This window comes from Acinetobacter sp. YH16044, assembly GCF_013417145.1.
Taxonomy (GTDB): domain Bacteria; phylum Pseudomonadota; class Gammaproteobacteria; order Pseudomonadales; family Moraxellaceae; genus Acinetobacter; species Acinetobacter amyesii.
Genome location: NZ_VPEK01000016.1, coordinates 33,874 through 51,084, shown reverse-complemented (window position 1 = coordinate 51,084; position 17,211 = coordinate 33,874). Strand labels below are relative to the sequence as shown.

The following is a 17,211-nucleotide window of genomic DNA, read 5'->3' as shown; positions in this document are numbered from 1 at the left end:
TTTACGCTTTTTTGCAATTTACAGGTTTGATCACTTGAAAGTTTGACAGAAGAGATTTAAAACATTGAATAGTACATAACAAGGATCAGATATGAAGCTTTATTATTCTCCAGGTGCATGTTCATTAGCATCACATATAATTTTAAATGAAATTAATGTCGATTTTGATTTGGTCCGTGTTGACCTAAAAAACCATAAAACAGAAAAAGGGGTGGATTATTACGAGATCAACCCAAAAGGTTATGTACCTGCATTAGAAATTAACCCAGGTTTGATCCTGACCGAGAACGTGGCCATTTTACCGTTTCTTGCACAGCATGATCCAAAACAAGACTTGATTCCGCCATCAGGTTTAGGTCGTGCCAAAGTTTTAGAATGGCTTGGCTATTTGAACTCAGAATTACATGATGCTTATGCCGTATTCTTTGGTGCTCCACTAGATGCAGACGCTAAAGAAAAAGCTTATGCAGAAATTGATCGTTTATTGACATATATCGATAAAGCAATTGGTGAATCGGATAACGACTATTTGGTCGATGATAACTTTGGCCCTGCAGATGCCTATCTCTTTGTACTGACAAATTGGTCAAATGGCATCGGACATGATTTAACGCCATATAAAAATATCATTGCATTACGCAACAAAGTTGCAGAACGCCAATCAGTTCAAATTGCGATGCGTGATGAAGGATTGATTCCTTAAAAGATGTTTCGCCCGTAAAAGTAATTCGCATTTTTTAAATGATTTTTAAGCCGATTCGACGGAGTCTTACATTTAGCGTTTGAATAAAGGGTTTAGCCTTCGGCTGGAGGTACTTTTGTTTAGGCAAAAGTACCCAAAACCATTGTCATCCGCAAAACTCGTTCACTACCGTCTAATTTTTCAAAGTATCGCAAAAACATTTTTATTAGAAGTAGCTCTGTCTCAAACAATTACGGATGACGATACCGCGTATCATTCTTTTATTTGAATCAAATTACGTTTCTGATTTTACTGCGTAACATCAGTTCTTTAAATTCAGTTTTGAAATTGAATAAACAAACCGCCGAAATTGGCGGTTTGTTTATTGCTAGATTGGCATTGCTCAGGTTCAACTTAGTACTCGAACTGTGTATAGAAATCATCAAAGTTAATATTTTTAAGCGTCAGTTGCTGTGGTGCTTTGAAGGTTGACCATTTGGTTTGAGTTTTGGCATCTTCAAACATATTGCCGCCTACAATTTCCTTACGTTTTAAGGTCGAAAAATTATAGCTTTTCGATGTTTCTTCACCAGAAGCTCGGTGAAAGCTACTGTAGTCAAAACCAATCAGGTCAAAGCGTTGATTTTGCCAACGGAAGGTGTAACTATGTCGGGGCCATTCCCAGCCACCACAAGCCATAAAATAACTAAAATGAACGAGTAAATTGCCTTTACTGATTTGGATGTCTTCTGCTTCAGCAAGTGGATCAAGTAAGCATGAATTCGGCTGCTGAGCGACTGGGATACTATGGTTTTCAACGATACGTTGATATCCCTTTGCGGTTTTAAAAAACACGATGAGTTTTCGTGGATGGTTATGAACGACTTTTCCATCGTCATCATAGGTCACCACATCGACTTTTTGTTTTTCCACGATCATCGCAACATCTGGCATTTGATCTTTGTTTAGGTCGCCAGTCGTAGCCATCAAAATGTTCCAACCTTGCGGTGCAAGTGATTTGGCTGTGCTGGGCACTTGGGCTGACAGCCAACTAGATGCGGCACAAAGACTAAAAGTACAAAATATATGGGATATTTTCATTGTTATTAGGTTTTAAAATCAAAAAAAGGACTCTATAGAGTCCTCTTTTATACCGTGATTGAGTTCTTATTTAAAGAAGTATCCGGTTTCAGGTGAACTGGCATTTGCCATGCGTTTACGCGGCATACGTCCTGCTAGGAACGCTTCACGACCGGCTTCAACTGCTTTTTTCATCGCTGAAGCCATCATAACAGGGTGTTGTGCAGCTGCAATTGCTGTATTCATTAATACGCCATCACAGCCCAATTCCATCGCTATCGCTGCATCACTTGCTGTACCGACACCAGCATCGACCAAAACAGGTACTTTGGCATTGTCTTTAATGATCGAAATTGTATGTGGGTTGAGAATACCTAAACCTGAGCCAATAAGACTACCTAAAGGCATAATCGCTACACAGCCCATGCTTTCCAGTTCTTGTGCCACAATTGGGTCATCTGAGGTATAAACCATGATTTCAAAGCCATCGTCAATCAATGTACGTGCAGCTTTTAAAGTCTCAGTAATATTTGGATATAGGGTTTTCTCATCGCCTAAAACCTCAAGTTTAACCAAATTGTGACCATCTAAGAGTTCACGCGCCAACATGCAAGTACGGACCGCACTGTTCGCATCGAAGCAACCTGCTGTATTTGGCAAGATCGTATATTTTTCAGGTGGAACCACTGAAAGCAGGTTTGGTTGGTCTGGATGTTGACCAATATTCACACGGCGAATGGCAACGGTCACAATTTCAGCACCACTGGCTTGAATGGCCTGGTCAGTTTCCGTTAAGTCCTTGTACTTACCTGTACCAACTAAAAGTCGTGAATTAAATGTACGTGAACCAATGATTAGGGGTGTATCTTCCATGGGAGCTCCATTTTAGCCGCCACCTACGGCATGAATAATTTCAATATGATCTTGCTCAGTAATTGGGGTTTGTTCCAATTTACTTTTCGAGATGATCATTTCATTTTTTTCAACAGCGAAGCGTTTGCCTTCCAATTGTAATTGTTGAACCAATTGCAAGAGGTTGACACATTCGGTTTGTGTAGCTTCGCCGTTTAAATAGATTTGCATTTGTGGATTCCGATCTTGCTGCCTTATTTATTGAGTAAGGCCAATATCTGCTGTTGATTATTTTGCGTATTTAAACGCATTCCATGCCAATATAAGCCATCCAGCAATCATCAGCGCTCCACCAATCGGGGTAATTGCACCGAGACCACGTGGTAAGCCTAGAGCCATTACATATAAAGAACCACAGAAGAAGAAAATACCAATTTGTATGAGCAGGAAACTGGCTTTTATTGGAAGTTGGGGAATGACTTTGGATAAGATCGCAAGGGCCAGTAAGCCCAGTGCATGATAAAAGAAATAGTCCGTTGCAGTTTGCCACCAAGCCAATTGGGCTTCAGTCGCGCGAGCTTTTAATCCGTGTGCACCAAAGGCACCAAGCATCACAGCAAAAGCTAAGTTAAGTGCGGAAATGGCAATCCACATGTGCATTCACCTTAACAAAATTTGCGCATAACCATAACATATTTAGCGCGCAGGGTTAAAGCAAAAATGCCCAAAGTTTTTGTGTTGTAGTTTGTCATTCAATACTATTCAGACATAAAAAAGAGCATCGAAATGCTCTTTTTTAGAATGACTGGGAAAAGTCTTCAACTTAGTTTGAAGACATTGCGACTTTAATTTTTTCCATCGCATTTTTTTCCAACTGACGAATACGTTCAGCAGATACATTATATTCCGCCGCCAATTCATGCAGTGTCGACTTTTCGTCATCTAACCAGCGACGTTGTAAGATGTTACGTGAACGATCATCCAGCTGATCCATGGCTTCATGTAAAGCTGAAGTACTTTGTTCTTCGTAGTCTTCATCTTCCGCTAAACGCGCAGGGTCGTAACGGTTATCTTCGAGATAAAGGGCAGGAGCAACATGAGTCGAACCTTCATCGTCATCATCACCTTGAGCTTCAAACGCAGCATCATAAGCGGTTAAACGGCCTTCCATTTCCAAGACTTGTTCGGGTGTCACATTTAAGTCATTGGCAATTGACTGTGCTTCAGCCAAAGTTAATTTTTTAGACGACTTTTTTAAGCTACGTAAATTAAAGAATAATTTACGCTGTGCTTTAGTGGTCGCAATTTTGACAATACGCCAGTTACGAATCACATATTCATGAATTTCTGCTTTAATCCAATGCACAGCAAAAGATACGAGACGTACGCCCATATTTGGGTCAAAACGTTTTACCGCTTTCATTAAGCCCAAGTTACCTTCTTGAATCAGGTCACCTTGTGGCAAGCCGTAGCCTGCATAGCTACGTGCGATATGCACAACAAAACGAAGATGCGACATCACCAGCATTTTAGCTGCGTCTAAATCTTGGTCGTAATAATAACGCTCGGCCAGCTCTTTTTCTTGTTCGGCCGATAAAATTGGAATCTGATTAACAGTACTAATATAAGCACCAAGATTCACCCCAGGTGCCGATAATGACAGGGGCATCAATTGATTGCTGCTGTCACTCATGTTTTCTCCTTGAGAACTAAAAATGGGTAAGCCCAATAACTAAGATTCATCTTAATCCAATATTTCCGTAAATTATGGAAAATTGGGTATAGAAATGTAAACTTTTATTCAATTATGAAGCAATTTAGTTTAACTGAATCTTTTTAAGATTCAATTAAGTAATGAAACTCAGAATCTGAAATTTTGCGCATTTCACAGTTTAACTGATGTATTTGACAGTATCGTGATACATCTTGTTGGCTGTGCGGATCGGATGACTTTAACAATAAAGATTGGTCTGGACTTTTCTTTAAAGCTTTTTTGAGCATCAATAGTGGCATCGGGCATGGTTTACCCATTGCATTTACAGTTAAAAGCGAATTTTGGCTGTCACTCACGAAGCAGATCCAACATGTTTACATTTCAATGGAAATATTAGCAAATACAGTGCCAAATCCCAACCTAAAATAGGCAAAAATCCTTTGTGATTTATAACTCAAACGATGTGAAAAAATAAGAATATTCAAAAGGAAAATAGATCAAAAAAATCTATTATTTGCGGTAAACCCGTGTTAAGCTCGTTGCGTTGTTAAGATTTTTGTTGGCTGTGAAGTCTCTTAACTCTTGATATATTTGGATGTAACCGGGATTTTGTTGATAGTTTTACAGAATGATTACAAGCTTAGAAATAAAAATATTTTTTAACCTTGTTTGGTCTGCTGTTTGCAACACCGGGTGGTCCTTCTTTTTTAAATACGATAAGGATTAACTTATGACAGCTCGTGAACAAGGCGTTGTTAAATGGTTCAACGACACTAAAGGCTTTGGCTTTATTCAACGTAACGGCGGCGACGACGTATTCGTTCATTTTCGCGCAATTATGGGCGAAGGCCACCGTTCACTTCGTGACGGCCAACGCGTAGAATTCAGCGTTGTTAAAGGTCAAAAAGGCTTCCAAGCTGAAGAAGTACAACCTTTAGACTAATCGTCTAAATGTACTCAGAAACGCTCCAATGTAAATTGGGGCGTTTTTTGTTTATAATGCTTCGATAATTTTGTGATTATTCATTTAGGGCACATCTATATGTCATCAGGTTTTGAAACCTTAAATTTACATCCGAACCTTAAAAAAGCCATTGATGCTTTGGGTTTTAAGGATATGACGCCTATTCAGCAAAAGGTTTTAAAATTTACATTGGCTGGACATGACGCTATTGGCCGTGCTCAAACTGGTACAGGGAAGACAGCTGCTTTCTTGGTCAGCGTGATAAATGATCTGTTGAATAATCCAATTAAAGAACAACGCTTCCGCGGTGAGCCGCGTGCATTGATTCTTGCACCAACCCGTGAGCTTGCATTGCAAATTGAAAGTGATGCCAAAGAATTAGTGAAATACACTGATCTCAATGTCATGACTTTATTGGGTGGAGTAGATTTCGATAAACAAAAAAATCTATTAAACCGTAATTTTGTCGACATTATGGTTGCAACTCCAGGTCGCTTAATTGACTTTGTGGAACAAAAAGAAGTTTGGCTCGATCAAATTGAATTTTTAGTGATTGATGAAGCTGACCGTCTTTTAGATATGGGCTTTATTCCTTCAGTTAAACGTATTGTGCGTTTCTCACCACGTAAAGAACAACGCCAAACGCTAATGTTCTCTGCGACGTTTAGTTATGACGTTTTAAATTTGGCACAGCAATGGTTGTTTGAACCAGTAACTGTTGAAATTGAACCTGAGAAAAAAACCAATGCAGATGTAGAGCAACGTGTCTACATGGTGGCGAAGTCTGATAAATATAAATTATTGGAAGACATCTTACGTGATGAACCAATTGAAAAGGTCATGATCTTTGCCAACCGTCGTGATCAAGTGCGTAAACTTTATGATCATCTCAAAAAGGACGGTTATAAAGTGGTGATGTTGTCAGGTGAAATCGCTCAAGATAAACGTTTGAAAATGCTTGATCAGTTCAAAAATGGTCAACATAACATCATGATTGCAACAGACGTTGCGGGTCGTGGTATCCATGTCGATGGCGTTTCGCATGTGGTGAACTTCACACTTCCTGAACAGTCGGATGATTATGTACACCGTATTGGTCGTACAGGTCGTGCAGGAACACGCGGTGTCAGTATCAGTTTCTTGTCGGAAGACGATGCTTTTTCACTACCTGAAATTGAAAAAGCCATTGGTCAAAAATTACCTTTAACCCGTTTAGACGGTTATTGCTAATTTTTGCTTCTAAAAAAGCCTGCATATTTGCAGGCTTTTTTATTTCATATCGACTATTTCATAACAATTATTTCATGACGATAATTTCATTTTGCGTTAATGACAAAACGAAATCACAAACTAACGGTTTAGTTTGCACGGCAACTAAAGGTTAGTACAGTTTGGTAATCATCATCTTTGCTGATGCTGCCGCTATTTCCTGTAATGGTGCCAAGTACGCCAGCCGCCGCTTGAATCATTTGACCTGTCTTTTCATCGACCACGCCTTTTAAAACACCGTTGTATTCTTGCTTTTCATCTACGACGACAGGGGTCGCATTTTTACCACAGGTACTATTTGCTGCTGCGATCGCATTATTTTTTGCCGCTAAACTGGTTTTACCTACGGCAGTGACTTCATATTGATTATTTGGTTTTTGAATTGCTAATGATTTTGTTGGTGTAGATGTACATGCAGCTAAAAGCACAGTTGCGCTTAGCGTGCTAACCATGGCAACAGTTTTGCTGAATTTTTTCATGTGGTGCCCCGAGTTAGAAACAATTTGATTTATTTGAACATAAAATTTCTTATAGAACAGGGAGCTGCTGTACAAGTTATGCGGTTTTTTATAGTAAATCTGTGAATAAAGCTGACTTAACAAATAAGCACCGAGTCTGATGCAAACATTCTAGAGTAAGTTATTGAGAATATGCTAATCTTGAGCAAACGTTTTAAAGTACAGTGTATAGATGTCAATTCTAAAATCAGCAGTTGATACAGTTCATCAAAATATTCATCAGCGTCAGTCGATTGGTCATTTAATTGAACCTGCGCCGAATGCTGAGCAATTGGAAAATGCGTTTCAAGCCGCCTTAACGGCGCCAGATCATCATCGTCTTAAGCCTACGCGTTTTGTGATTATTCCTGAAACTGAACGTGAAGCATTTGGTGAGTTGCTTTCACATGCCTTAGCCGATACTGGACAAACAGAAGAAGCACAGTTGGAACGTGTGAAACACCATCCATTTCGTGCGCCACTATTGGTTTTGGCCTTAACTCAATTACAAGATCATCCCAAAGTTCCGCATTTCGAACAAATTTTAAGTTCAGGCGCAGCAGTACAAAACTTTTTGCTCTCTTTACAAGCACAGGGCTTTTCAACTATGTGGCGTAGTGGGGCGGTGGTTGAATCTAAATTGTTTAAACAAGCCTTGGGTTTAACGGAAAACGATTTGATTTCAGGCATTATTTATATCGGTACAGCTGTGAAAGCAATTCCACCTCGTGCTGAAATACAGTCTGCTGACTTTGTAAGCCATTGGCATAAAGCAAACCAATAAAAGTGAAAAATAGGTCGATTGAACAAGATCGATCAGTAAAGAAATTAGGATAAAAGAACAATGTCAGAACTTGATTTTGCAAGTCTTGTTAGCCCTGTGTCAGTAGACCAAAAAACGGCACTGCGTGTGACGGTGTTGGGTGGTGGGAGTTTTGGTACTGCGATGGCCAATACTGCAGTACGTAATGGCTGTGACACCATGATATGGATTCGTGATGAGGCGGTAGCTGCGGATATCAATGCAACACATATCAATAAACGTTACTTGCCAGATTTTCAATTAGAAGCAGGTTTGCTTGCTGTTTCAGATTTAGAAAAAGCAGTATGTAATCGTGACATTATTTTGGTGGCCATTCCGAGCCATTCTTTCCGTAGTGTTTTACAACAGATAAAACCTTTTATCACGTCACAAGCAGTGGTGTCTTTAACCAAAGGTATTGAAGCCAATACCTTTAGTTTTATGAGCGATATTATTCGTGAAGAGCTTCCTGAAGTCCCTTATGGTGTGCTTTCAGGGCCAAACTTGGCGAAGGAAATTGTTGCGGGGCAACCTGCGGGGACTGTGATTGCAAGCCAATCTGAACTGGTTCGTTATGCGGTTCAACAAGCGCTGCACAGTGCATTATTCCGTGTATTTGCAAGTGATGATGTGCATGGCGTGGAATTGGGCGGTGCACTGAAAAATATCTATGCAGTCGCGATGGGTCTAGCTGCAGCTTATGGTGTCGGTGAAAATACCAAGAGTATGATTTTGACACGTGCTTTGGCAGAAATGAGCCGCTTTGCAGTGAAATTGGGTGCAAACCCATTAACCTTCTTAGGGCTGTCTGGGGTAGGTGACTTATTTGCAACCTGTAGTAGTCCACTCAGCCGCAATTACCAAGTTGGCTTTGCACTCGGTAGTGGTAAAAGCTTAGAACAAGCCACCAAAGAACTAGGACAAACTGCGGAAGGGATTAATACCATTGTGCAAGTACGCGCACGCTCTGAAGAGCTCGGTGTATATATGCCAATTACCAGTGCATTGTATGAAGTGATTTTTGAAGGTGCGCCGGCCCTGAACATTGCATTGTCATTGATGAAAAATGGACATCGCAGTGACGTTGAATTTGTCTTGCCACATCAGCAAGTTTAAGTTTGCTGATTAATATACAATACACATAGCTTTGTCATACTGGCTGTATATAATGTGCGGAATAGAATAAGGAAATTTTATGCAACTGACATTGGTTAGGCATGGCGAAGCTGCTCCGCCAGTAATGGGGAATGATGAAAAGCGTCCTTTAACAGCGCGCGGACAAACTCAAGCGGCAGAAACTGCAGCATATTTGAAAGATATAATTCAACCAGACGTTTTTGTGGTGAGTCCGCTACTGCGTGCGCAGCAAACACTTTCATCTTTGCAAAAACATTTTCCACATGTGCCTGTGGTTATTTGTAATGCCATCAAACCGGAAGATGATGCCAAAGTTGCAGTGGAATGGTTGTCACATTTACCGTATGAGTCTATTGTGGTGGTGTGCCATATGAACGTTGTGGCACATATGGCCAGTGTTTTGGTCTCAGAATATTTTAATCCCTATGCTTTGGCAGAAGCGCGCATTTATGAACAAGCGGTCATTGCTCCAGGGTTATCAACACAAATTAAAACGTTTATACCATCAACATAAAAACCAATTAAAACGGCAGAAAAATTAATGTTGTATTTATGGATGCCCGAAGCCAATGGGGTTTGGCAATGGTCAGAAGGGGATTTCTGGAAGCAGTCATCGACACTTGAACAATTGATTCAGGAAATTCAGCCATATGCGGGAAAGGAAGCGGTTGTTTTCTTTCCAAGTCGTGATGTACAAATCATTCAGCAAAATTTTCCAAAAAACCAATATAAAAAACTTGGCCCAGACGGCGTAAAATATTTACTTGAGGAATATGTCATTTTGCCTTTGGATGCAATGAAAGTATTGCATCATTTTCAAAGTCCAGATGAATTAACGGTCATGGGGGTTGCGCATAGTGCAGTCGAAACGATGCAGCATGCTTTGACACTAATCCCTGTGAAAGTCATTTCGTTATTACCTGACTTTTTGGTCTTGCCAAGTCCAGAAGCAGGGCAACATGTTTTGGCAAATGTCAGCGGTCATTTATTGGTCCGAAATAGTGAATATGTCGGTCAGTCTGTTGATGATTTGGCATTGTACTTAGATTATCAAATTGGTCAGCCGAACTATAAGATTTCAAATCTAAGTTCAGATCAGACGCATAGTCTTGAAGCCACTGTAACGCATGATCACATTGAATCGTTTCATTATGAATTACCCAATATAAAAAAACCGAAACAACATCCACTCAATGTTTTGCCGAAAGCCAAAGCCAATAATGGTGTGAGTGGCTATTGGAAAGCATGTGCAGCAGTTTTGGTCGCGGCTTTAATTACACAGTTTAGCTATGATGCAGTTCGTTGGTATCAATACAAAAAAGTGGCCAATATCACTGCGGCACAAGCGATTGATCAGTTTAAATATTGGTTTGGTCAAAGCTATCCTGTGACCGAACAAACGCTGAAAAGCCAGTTCGAATCACAATTGCGTCAGAGTCAAACGGGCAATGCACAGGCTTTGTCTTTACTGAGCCGTGTCGGGCCAGTTTTAATGCAAAACCAAATTTCTGCAAATCGTGTGAGCTATGAAGCCTCGATGCTGAATATGGAGTTAAAAGCTAATTCGGCAGAAGTACTACAAACCCTAACTGATCAATTAAAACAACAAGGTTTTAAAGTCGAATTAGGGAATATTCAACCAAGTGCCAACGGCGCGATTGGATTGGTGAAAATACAATAATGATAAAAATGGAAAACCTACAGCAACGTATAGATGGGCAAATTGAGCGCATCACTGATTATTTAGACCAACTTTCTACTCGTGAACGAGTCATGGTGATCTTTACCACAATTTTTGTTGTAGTGGCAGCGATTGGTTCGGCACTGTTTTATATGAACAAAGCTGCAAATTTTCAACAAAAGCGCGTGAATGAACTCAAAGATACTGTTGTTTGGATGCAAAGTAATGCCGTCACGATGAAACCAGCAGGTGATACACAACTGAGCGCGTTGGAAAAAGTTCAGCGTGTATCGCAACAACAGGGTTTATCCGTGGCATCTCAACAAGTCGGTGAGCAAATACAGATTGCAGTGATGCATGAAAATTATGCAATTCTGGCCAATTTTTTGACTCAATTGGTTCAAATGGGCTTAAGTATTGAAAAGATGGAATTAAGTTCTGAAGCGGGACAGGTCAAATTAACAGCGAGTGTACAATAATCGGTAAAAATAAAGATCTGCTAAGCATGGTGTTTTATTTGTGCTATGCCTATAATATGCCGACTTAAAAAGCAGTAGACTTTTATAGATATGTTGTATTCTCTAGCCCGCCCTTTGTTGTTTACTTTAGCACCAGAGCGTGCACATGAGCTGACATTATCGCTGTTGAAATCTTCTCACAAGATGGGAATGATGCGTCAAAACGTGGCGTCTAAACCAGTGACATGTATGGGAATCGAATTTCCGAATCCAGTTGGTTTAGCAGCCGGTCTTGATAAAAACGGTGCTTATATCGATGCGCTGGCGAGCCAGGGCTTCGGCTTTATTGAAATTGGTACAATTACACCACTTCCACAATCAGGTAACCCTGAACCGCGTTTATTTCGTTTACCGAAAGCAAAAGCCATTATTAACCGTATGGGCTTTAATAATGATGGCGTGGATCAGCTGATCGAAAATGTCAAAGCTGCAAAATTTAAGGGTGTACTTGGGATCAATATCGGTAAAAATGCAGTCACACCTGTTGAAAAAGCAGTTGACGATTATCTGATTTGTCTAGAAAAAGTTTATAACTACGCTTCTTATATTACGGTTAATATTTCATCTCCTAACACAAAAAATCTTCGCAGCTTACAAAGCGGTGATGCTTTGACTGAACTGTTAGAGACGCTCAAGAAACGTCAACTCGAGTTGGCGGATGAAAATCAACATTATGTACCCTTAGTACTTAAAGTTGCACCAGATCTAGAACCTGAAGACATTAATTTTATTGCACAACAATTGTTAAAATTTAAAATTGATGGTCTGATTGTTACCAATACGACTTTGTCACGTGAAGGTGTTGAAGGCCTTCCATTTGGTGATGAAGCTGGTGGTCTATCAGGTGCGCCAGTCTTTGAAAAAAGTACGGCATGTTTGGCGGCTTTTGCTAAAGTATTAAACGGTCAAATTCCATTGATCGGTGTGGGTGGTATTTTGTCGGGCGCGGATGCTGTTGCGAAACAAAAAGCAGGAGCTAGCCTTGTACAAGTGTATAGTGGCCTCATATATACAGGTCCGACACTTGTAAAAGACTGCGTAGACGCATTGTAAATATCATGAATACCATTGATATCTTTATACTTATTATTTTGCTCATTGGAGGGCTTAACGGTTTGCGTCAAGGATTTGTAAAAGCCTTTGCGAACTTCATTGGATGGATTCTTGCACTTGTCATTGCGGCAAAGTATGCAACCGTCCTTGCACCTTCGATGACATCTTTAAGTACAGATCCAGTGGTACAGAAGATTGCCGCGTTCGCATTTATTGTATTGTTGATTGTAGTCATGACTTGGGTCGCGACATGGTTATTGAACAGTATTTTGAAAACATTAAAGCTCGGTCCGTTAAATCGACTGGCAGGTGGTGTTTTTGGAAGCTTAAAAGGATTGTTGGTGGTGCTGATCACTATGCAGGGGCTAGGTCCTTGGGTAGAAAGTTCACCACATTGGAAACAATCTAAAATGGTTCAGTCATTATTGCCATACGCGCCTTGGGCAACCGAATTGTCCAAAGATGCTGCAAATCAAGCACTTCATCATATTCAGTCTGAAGATGCTCAGAAATCTTCAGACCTCCCATCTGATTCACAGAACATGCACGGACGTTCTGGATCGGGTGATTCAACAAATAATCCTTTTTATTAACCCTAGCTTGTCTGCGAGGTTGCTATGTGTGGAGTAGTTGGTATAGCTGGTAAATCACCTGTTAACCAAATGTTGTTTGATGCGTTAACGATGTTACAACATCGTGGACAGGATGCAGCCGGGATCGTAACTTGTCAGGATGGTCGTTTATTCCTGCGTAAAGATACGGGTATGGTACGTGATGTGTTCCACACACGTCATATGCGTGCATTACAGGGTAATTATGGTATTGGCCATGTTCGTTACCCAACTGCTGGTTCTTCTAGCAGTGCTGAAGCTCAGCCATTCTATGTAAACTCACCTTATGGCATCACGCTTGCACATAACGGTAACTTAACCAATGCTGCTGAAATTCATGATGACTTGTTCAAGACTGACTTACGTCATATGAACACTGATTCAGACTCAGAAGTATTATTAAACGTATTTGCACACGAATTGCAAAAACGCGCCAAACTTACACCAAGCGCTGAAGATGTATTCCACGTGGTTTCACGTGTACATGAACGTTGCAAAGGTGGTTATGCGGTTGTTGCTATGATCACTGGTCAGGGCCTTGTGGGTTTTCGTGATCCAAATGGTATTCGTCCATTGATCTACGGTTCGCGTGAGACTGAAAATGGTATGGAATATATCATTGCGTCTGAATCTGTCGCAATTACAGCGCTCGGCTTTAAGGTTGAACGTGATATTGCACCGGGTGAAGCAATTTATATTACTGCTGATGGTGTGATGTCGACTAAGCAGTGTGCAGTAGCCCCTGAATATCGTCCTTGTATCTTTGAATACGTTTATTTTGCGCGTCCGGATGCAACCATTGATGGTATTTCAGTTTACAAAGCACGTTTGAAAATGGGCGAAAAACTTGCTCAGAAAATTCTGCGTGAATGGGGTGATGAGCACGATATCGATGTCGTGATCCCAATTCCTGATACCTCACGTACTTCTGCGCTTGAGCTTGCTAATACCTTGGGTGTGAAGTTCCGTGAAGGCTTTATGAAGAACCGTTATATCGGTCGTACCTTCATTATGCCGGGTCAGCAACTTCGTAAGAAATCTGTGCGTCAAAAGCTTAACCCTGTAGAGCTAGAGTTCCAAGGCAAAAACGTACTTTTGGTCGATGACTCGATTGTACGTGGTACGACTTGTAATGAAATCATTCAAATGGCGCGTGATGCGGGTGCGAAAAAAGTATTCTTTGCATCTGCTGCACCGATGGTGAAATATCCAAACGTGTATGGTATCGATATGCCTGCCAAATCTGAACTGATTGCGTCTGAACGTAGCGTTGAAGAAATTCGTGAAATTATTGGTGCTGATCGCCTAATTTTCCAAGACTTGGAAGATCTAAAATCTGCTGTTCGCACCAAGAAAGTCCCTGAGTTACAAGACTTTGATTGCTCGGTATTTGATGGTAAATATGTGGCAGGCGGTATTGATGCTGAATATTTGGCAGCTTTAGAGCGTAAGCGTAATGACTCTGCAAAAAATGAAAAGCCAGCCTATATTGATGTTAACATTGATGCAGCTTCTGTGGATTTAACAGGTGTTCGCGAAGAATAATCTGCTGAAAACACACTGAAAAAGCGGGAATTTCCCGCTTTTTTCATTTATGATGAGCAAACAAAAGACAATGTAGCTTAAGGGTATTACATTGAGACGTGTGGGTTATGATTTTATAAAAAACAAAAATATGTTTTGGCCTGTCACCATGTGTATGGCGGCAGTGTTTTTGACCGTCGCAATTATTAATGTAATTGTCGGTTTAATTGTGGATTATTATGATTCCACTCAGTCTATCTATTGGCATGTCCTTAGCCCATTTTTAGTGGCTGCTGTACTGCTGATTATGTTGGTTTCAGTTCTCTATGATTTTTACACCTTTCGTTTAGGTGGTTATTCACTTGCCAAACAATTAGGTGCGCGTCGTCTCAGTCTGATAGAAAGTATTCCTGAAGAAAGTGTTGCACTGCGTATGACTGAGCAGCTGGCAGATACTTTTTTAATCGATACTCCTGCACTTTATGTCCTACCTGATGAAGTGGGTGTGAATGCGCTCACCGCTGGTTTTAGCCCTCGAGATACATCGATCATTTTAACCTGGGGTGCCTTACAAACCCTAGATGAGATGGAAATGTATGGTTTGCTGAGCCATGAATTTAATAAGATCTTGTCGGGGGAAGCTGCTGAAAATACCCGTTTGAAAATCTTATATAGCGGTTTGACGACCTTTAGTCAGTGGGGCAGTAAAATTGCAAAACGTGGTTTCTATAAAAATGGACAAGCACGGGACAATAAGTTTGAAACGCTCTTTGTAGCGATTGGCGCAGTTATTTGGTTGATCGGTAGTTTAGGTGTTTTGATTTCCCGCTTTATTAAATATATCTCTTTGGGTTCTCGAACCTATCGTAATGACCAGAAAACTAAACGTCTGATTCAAAATGATGCCAATATTCAAACCTTATTAAGGATTTATGTGCATCATTCAGGTTCGCAAATTCATAGTGAATATGCGGAATCGATTTCTCATATGTGTTTTGCAAACTCACTCAGTCCGCAAAACTGGATGAATATTCACCCAAGTATTGAACAGCGTATTTTTGAATTAAATCCGGCGCTCATTCATGACCTGCAACTAGAAAATTTAAAAAAACTGCGAAACCAGCCGCTATTTTATTTATTCCGTTCACTAGAAGAAGCTAGTCCAGATGTTGCAACACCATGGAACTCGCCACAACCATTACCTTTACTGCGCTTGTCACCGATTAGTTTTGCGATACGAGATGCAATTAAACCGTTGAACCCCGAGATTCGTGAAAATTGGCAGCGGCCTGAATTGATCCAACGTGCCTTGCAAACAGCAACAGGTTCGCGTGAGGTGATGGTTGCTATTTTAATGATTCGTCAGTATCGAGAGTTTATTCCGACTGAAGCTGAAGTGAGTCGTGCGATTGTGGATGCCTTATTGAATCTTGATGGTCGTGTGCATATCTCAATTTTTCATGAGGCATGTAAAAATATTGGCACTATGCCTGCGACGATTTCACGGCAGTTCTTAACCAAGCTGGCCAAAATTATTCAAGAAGATGGTGAAATTGGTTTGCTCGATGCCTTACTACTTGAAACAGTGAAATATGAGTTAAATCTGTTGCCTGCACATACACCTACATCTTTAGAAGATGTAAAACCGAGTATTGTGCGTTTGATTGATGCCTTGTTGCATGTGCAACAAATTAACAGTGATAACCAACTCGAAGTGCGTGAAAAAATCCTCAATCGAATCTTAACGAAAGAAGAACTAGAGTTTTATCGCGATATTTCTGATGAGCCAATAGACTTGGCTGAAATCCTAAATGATATTTCTGGGCTGCTGCTGCGTGAGCGGTTAAGCATTCTTGGGGTTGCTGAAATATGTTTATGGAATGATCGAATTATCACGCAAGATGAGTTGGATGTTTTGCAGCTACTATATTGGCGTATTGGATTTGAATCAGCTGAGATAGTTGAACTAATGCAAAAGAAAAATAGTTTAATGATTGTATAATTGTTTATAGCGGCTTGATTTATGAATAAATTGTTTAATTTTAAGTCAAAAGTAGTCTGAGCAATTCTAAAGAATCTTTAAAGAAATAGTATGATCTAATTGATTTATAAAAGTTCAGCAAAAACCAATGAATCCCGTTAGAATATCAAGCCTTGAATCGGTGAAAATGAAAGCATGATTGGGCATCAGCGAAGCATAATGGCGGCAATGGGAATTGATATATGGATTCCTCAGGCGGCTCCGTGTCAGCAATTTAGCTCAAATATTTGGCGAGATCAGGCGGCTCCTGAAATAGTCTCTGAAATTCTACTCAAAAATGAGCCTCAGCCAACGCCTGTTTCATCACAGACTGAGCTTAAAAACAACGTTGATGTTGTTGTAAATCAACCTGTAGAAGCACCTAAAGATGAACTAAAGGTTGTTGAGCCTGTTGAAGTTCGTCCAATTGTTCAAATACCTTCGTTTAACTTAGAAGCCATCTGTTTAATGCACTGTGTTATTGTCATTGATGCCACAGAATTAACGGCAGAGCAGCAAGTTTTGTGGAGCAATATTCAGCGCGCAGTCAGTGCCGATTTCTTTGCTTTACAGTGGCCTTTTGGCTGGGTGAATTTGCAAGATGGTCGTGGTGCAGCATCTTATGTACAGGGTTTTATCGATGCGATGAGCTTGGATAAAAATGTCATTTGTCTAGGCGATATTCCGCATTTAGAGCATGCGAAGGTGTATCCATTGGCATCTTTACAGCAAATGATTGAACAGCCTTTATTGAAAAAACGCCTATGGCAATTTATGCAAAATAAGGCAGGACAAAATACTTAAATG

Annotated in this window: 20 protein-coding genes; 13 read left to right on the top strand and 7 right to left on the bottom strand. The window is 40.4% G+C overall.

Annotated elements, in window-relative coordinates; genetic code table 11:
* Positions 1 to 91 precede the first annotated feature (91 nt).
* Complete coding sequence (locus FTV38_RS10780; protein ID WP_078188886.1) at positions 92 to 703, top strand: glutathione binding-like protein; 612 nt, start codon at positions 92 to 94, stop codon at positions 701 to 703.
* Positions 704 to 1,096: 393 nt separating this feature from the next.
* Here FTV38_RS10780 and FTV38_RS10775 read toward each other — a convergent pair whose 3' ends face one another.
* The 6 genes from FTV38_RS10775 to FTV38_RS10750 form a co-directional block, all read right to left on the bottom strand.
* Positions 1,097 to 1,669: a hypothetical protein gene (locus FTV38_RS10775; protein ID WP_180003022.1), complete on the bottom strand. Its 573-nt coding sequence runs from the start codon at positions 1,667 to 1,669 to the stop codon at positions 1,097 to 1,099.
* A 180-nt stretch (positions 1,670 to 1,849) separates the two neighbouring features.
* Entirely contained in the window at positions 1,850 to 2,635 is a 786-nt protein-coding gene (locus FTV38_RS10770) for a thiazole synthase (RefSeq protein WP_180022460.1), read from the bottom strand.
* Positions 2,636 to 2,647: 12 nt separating this feature from the next.
* A complete protein-coding gene (gene thiS, locus FTV38_RS10765; protein ID WP_180007313.1) occupies positions 2,648 to 2,845 on the bottom strand; it encodes a sulfur carrier protein ThiS in 198 nt (65 codons plus the stop codon).
* A gap of 57 nt (positions 2,846 to 2,902) precedes the next feature.
* Positions 2,903 to 3,268: a DUF423 domain-containing protein gene (locus FTV38_RS10760; RefSeq protein ID WP_078188880.1), complete on the bottom strand. Its 366-nt coding sequence runs from the start codon at positions 3,266 to 3,268 to the stop codon at positions 2,903 to 2,905.
* Positions 3,269 to 3,437: 169 nt separating this feature from the next.
* Positions 3,438 to 4,307 carry an RNA polymerase sigma factor RpoH gene (gene rpoH, locus FTV38_RS10755; RefSeq protein WP_078188879.1) on the bottom strand — a complete coding sequence of 290 codons (870 nt, stop codon included), beginning with the start codon at positions 4,305 to 4,307 and terminating at the stop codon, positions 3,438 to 3,440.
* Positions 4,308 to 4,450: 143 nt separating this feature from the next.
* Positions 4,451 to 4,645: a sulfurtransferase TusA family protein gene (locus tag FTV38_RS10750; protein WP_078189214.1), complete on the bottom strand. Its 195-nt coding sequence runs from the start codon at positions 4,643 to 4,645 to the stop codon at positions 4,451 to 4,453.
* A 413-nt stretch (positions 4,646 to 5,058) separates the two neighbouring features.
* Between FTV38_RS10750 and FTV38_RS10745 the strand changes: the two genes are divergently transcribed.
* Positions 5,059 to 5,271 (top strand): cold-shock protein, encoded by a 213-nt coding sequence (locus FTV38_RS10745; protein ID WP_005014923.1) that lies wholly within the window; start codon positions 5,059 to 5,061, stop codon positions 5,269 to 5,271.
* 99 nt (positions 5,272 to 5,370) lie between these two features.
* Positions 5,371 to 6,522: an ATP-dependent RNA helicase RhlB gene (gene rhlB / locus FTV38_RS10740; RefSeq protein ID WP_078188878.1), complete on the top strand. Its 1,152-nt coding sequence runs from the start codon at positions 5,371 to 5,373 to the stop codon at positions 6,520 to 6,522.
* A gap of 128 nt (positions 6,523 to 6,650) precedes the next feature.
* Here rhlB and FTV38_RS10735 read toward each other — a convergent pair whose 3' ends face one another.
* The gene (locus FTV38_RS10735; RefSeq protein ID WP_180022458.1) at positions 6,651 to 7,040 is read right to left on the bottom strand and encodes a hypothetical protein; all 390 of its coding nucleotides are present in this window, start codon (positions 7,038 to 7,040) and stop codon (positions 6,651 to 6,653) included.
* Positions 7,041 to 7,251: 211 nt separating this feature from the next.
* On the opposite strand from FTV38_RS10735, the gene FTV38_RS10730 reads away from it, so the two are divergent.
* From FTV38_RS10730 to FTV38_RS10685, 10 genes are all read left to right on the top strand, one after another.
* On the top strand, positions 7,252 to 7,842 hold the full coding sequence (locus FTV38_RS10730; RefSeq protein WP_171525909.1) for a nitroreductase family protein: 591 nt from the start codon (positions 7,252 to 7,254) through the stop codon (positions 7,840 to 7,842).
* Positions 7,843 to 7,902: 60 nt separating this feature from the next.
* Positions 7,903 to 8,976, top strand: coding sequence for an NAD(P)H-dependent glycerol-3-phosphate dehydrogenase (locus tag FTV38_RS10725; RefSeq protein WP_078188874.1), 1,074 nt, complete (start codon positions 7,903 to 7,905; stop codon positions 8,974 to 8,976).
* A 79-nt stretch (positions 8,977 to 9,055) separates the two neighbouring features.
* Positions 9,056 to 9,511, top strand: coding sequence for a histidine phosphatase family protein (locus tag FTV38_RS10720; protein ID WP_078193626.1), 456 nt, complete (start codon positions 9,056 to 9,058; stop codon positions 9,509 to 9,511).
* 27 nt (positions 9,512 to 9,538) lie between these two features.
* Positions 9,539 to 10,678: a type II secretion system protein GspL gene (gspL, locus tag FTV38_RS10715; RefSeq protein ID WP_180022457.1), complete on the top strand. Its 1,140-nt coding sequence runs from the start codon at positions 9,539 to 9,541 to the stop codon at positions 10,676 to 10,678.
* Positions 10,678 to 11,157 carry a type II secretion system protein GspM gene (gene gspM / locus FTV38_RS10710; protein ID WP_168378926.1) on the top strand — a complete coding sequence of 160 codons (480 nt, stop codon included), beginning with the start codon at positions 10,678 to 10,680 and terminating at the stop codon, positions 11,155 to 11,157. The genes gspL and gspM overlap by 1 nt, the downstream gene beginning before the upstream one ends.
* 90 nt (positions 11,158 to 11,247) lie before the next feature.
* Positions 11,248 to 12,249, top strand: coding sequence for a quinone-dependent dihydroorotate dehydrogenase (locus FTV38_RS10705; protein WP_078188867.1), 1,002 nt, complete (start codon positions 11,248 to 11,250; stop codon positions 12,247 to 12,249).
* Between the two features lie 5 nt (positions 12,250 to 12,254).
* Complete coding sequence (locus FTV38_RS10700; RefSeq protein ID WP_180010333.1) at positions 12,255 to 12,842, top strand: CvpA family protein; 588 nt, start codon at positions 12,255 to 12,257, stop codon at positions 12,840 to 12,842.
* A 24-nt stretch (positions 12,843 to 12,866) separates the two neighbouring features.
* Positions 12,867 to 14,405 carry an amidophosphoribosyltransferase gene (purF, locus tag FTV38_RS10695; protein ID WP_078193623.1) on the top strand — a complete coding sequence of 513 codons (1,539 nt, stop codon included), beginning with the start codon at positions 12,867 to 12,869 and terminating at the stop codon, positions 14,403 to 14,405.
* Positions 14,406 to 14,496: 91 nt separating this feature from the next.
* On the top strand, positions 14,497 to 16,386 hold the full coding sequence (locus FTV38_RS10690) for a M48 family metalloprotease (protein ID WP_180007308.1): 1,890 nt from the start codon (positions 14,497 to 14,499) through the stop codon (positions 16,384 to 16,386).
* A 174-nt stretch (positions 16,387 to 16,560) separates the two neighbouring features.
* Positions 16,561 to 17,208, top strand: a complete 648-nt coding sequence (locus FTV38_RS10685; protein WP_180022456.1) for a hypothetical protein — start codon at positions 16,561 to 16,563, stop codon at positions 17,206 to 17,208.
* The last annotated feature ends 3 nt before the right edge of the window (positions 17,209 to 17,211 follow it).

Bases quoted from the DNA above. Each gene is read 5' to 3' on its own strand.
- gspM (WP_168378926.1), top strand. From the start codon at position 10,678: ATGATAAAAATGGAAAACCTACAGCAACGTATAGATGGGCAAATTGAG.
- FTV38_RS10685 (WP_180022456.1), top strand. From the start codon at position 16,561: ATGATTGGGCATCAGCGAAGCATAATGGCGGCAATGGGAATTGATATA.
- rpoH (WP_078188879.1), bottom strand. From the start codon at position 4,307: ATGAGTGACAGCAGCAATCAATTGATGCCCCTGTCATTATCGGCACCT.
- gspL (WP_180022457.1), top strand. From the start codon at position 9,539: ATGTTGTATTTATGGATGCCCGAAGCCAATGGGGTTTGGCAATGGTCA.
- FTV38_RS10700 (WP_180010333.1), top strand. From the start codon at position 12,255: ATGAATACCATTGATATCTTTATACTTATTATTTTGCTCATTGGAGGG.
- FTV38_RS10730 (WP_171525909.1), top strand. From the start codon at position 7,252: ATGTCAATTCTAAAATCAGCAGTTGATACAGTTCATCAAAATATTCAT.
- FTV38_RS10735 (WP_180022458.1), bottom strand. From the start codon at position 7,040: ATGAAAAAATTCAGCAAAACTGTTGCCATGGTTAGCACGCTAAGCGCA.
- FTV38_RS10770 (WP_180022460.1), bottom strand. From the start codon at position 2,635: ATGGAAGATACACCCCTAATCATTGGTTCACGTACATTTAATTCACGA.
- FTV38_RS10780 (WP_078188886.1), top strand. From the start codon at position 92: ATGAAGCTTTATTATTCTCCAGGTGCATGTTCATTAGCATCACATATA.
- FTV38_RS10745 (WP_005014923.1), top strand. From the start codon at position 5,059: ATGACAGCTCGTGAACAAGGCGTTGTTAAATGGTTCAACGACACTAAA.
- rhlB (WP_078188878.1), top strand. From the start codon at position 5,371: ATGTCATCAGGTTTTGAAACCTTAAATTTACATCCGAACCTTAAAAAA.
- thiS (WP_180007313.1), bottom strand. From the start codon at position 2,845: ATGCAAATCTATTTAAACGGCGAAGCTACACAAACCGAATGTGTCAAC.
- FTV38_RS10750 (WP_078189214.1), bottom strand. From the start codon at position 4,645: ATGGGTAAACCATGCCCGATGCCACTATTGATGCTCAAAAAAGCTTTA.
- FTV38_RS10705 (WP_078188867.1), top strand. From the start codon at position 11,248: ATGTTGTATTCTCTAGCCCGCCCTTTGTTGTTTACTTTAGCACCAGAG.
- FTV38_RS10775 (WP_180003022.1), bottom strand. From the start codon at position 1,669: ATGGCTACGACTGGCGACCTAAACAAAGATCAAATGCCAGATGTTGCG.
- FTV38_RS10720 (WP_078193626.1), top strand. From the start codon at position 9,056: ATGCAACTGACATTGGTTAGGCATGGCGAAGCTGCTCCGCCAGTAATG.
- FTV38_RS10725 (WP_078188874.1), top strand. From the start codon at position 7,903: ATGTCAGAACTTGATTTTGCAAGTCTTGTTAGCCCTGTGTCAGTAGAC.
- FTV38_RS10760 (WP_078188880.1), bottom strand. From the start codon at position 3,268: ATGTGGATTGCCATTTCCGCACTTAACTTAGCTTTTGCTGTGATGCTT.
- purF (WP_078193623.1), top strand. From the start codon at position 12,867: ATGTGTGGAGTAGTTGGTATAGCTGGTAAATCACCTGTTAACCAAATG.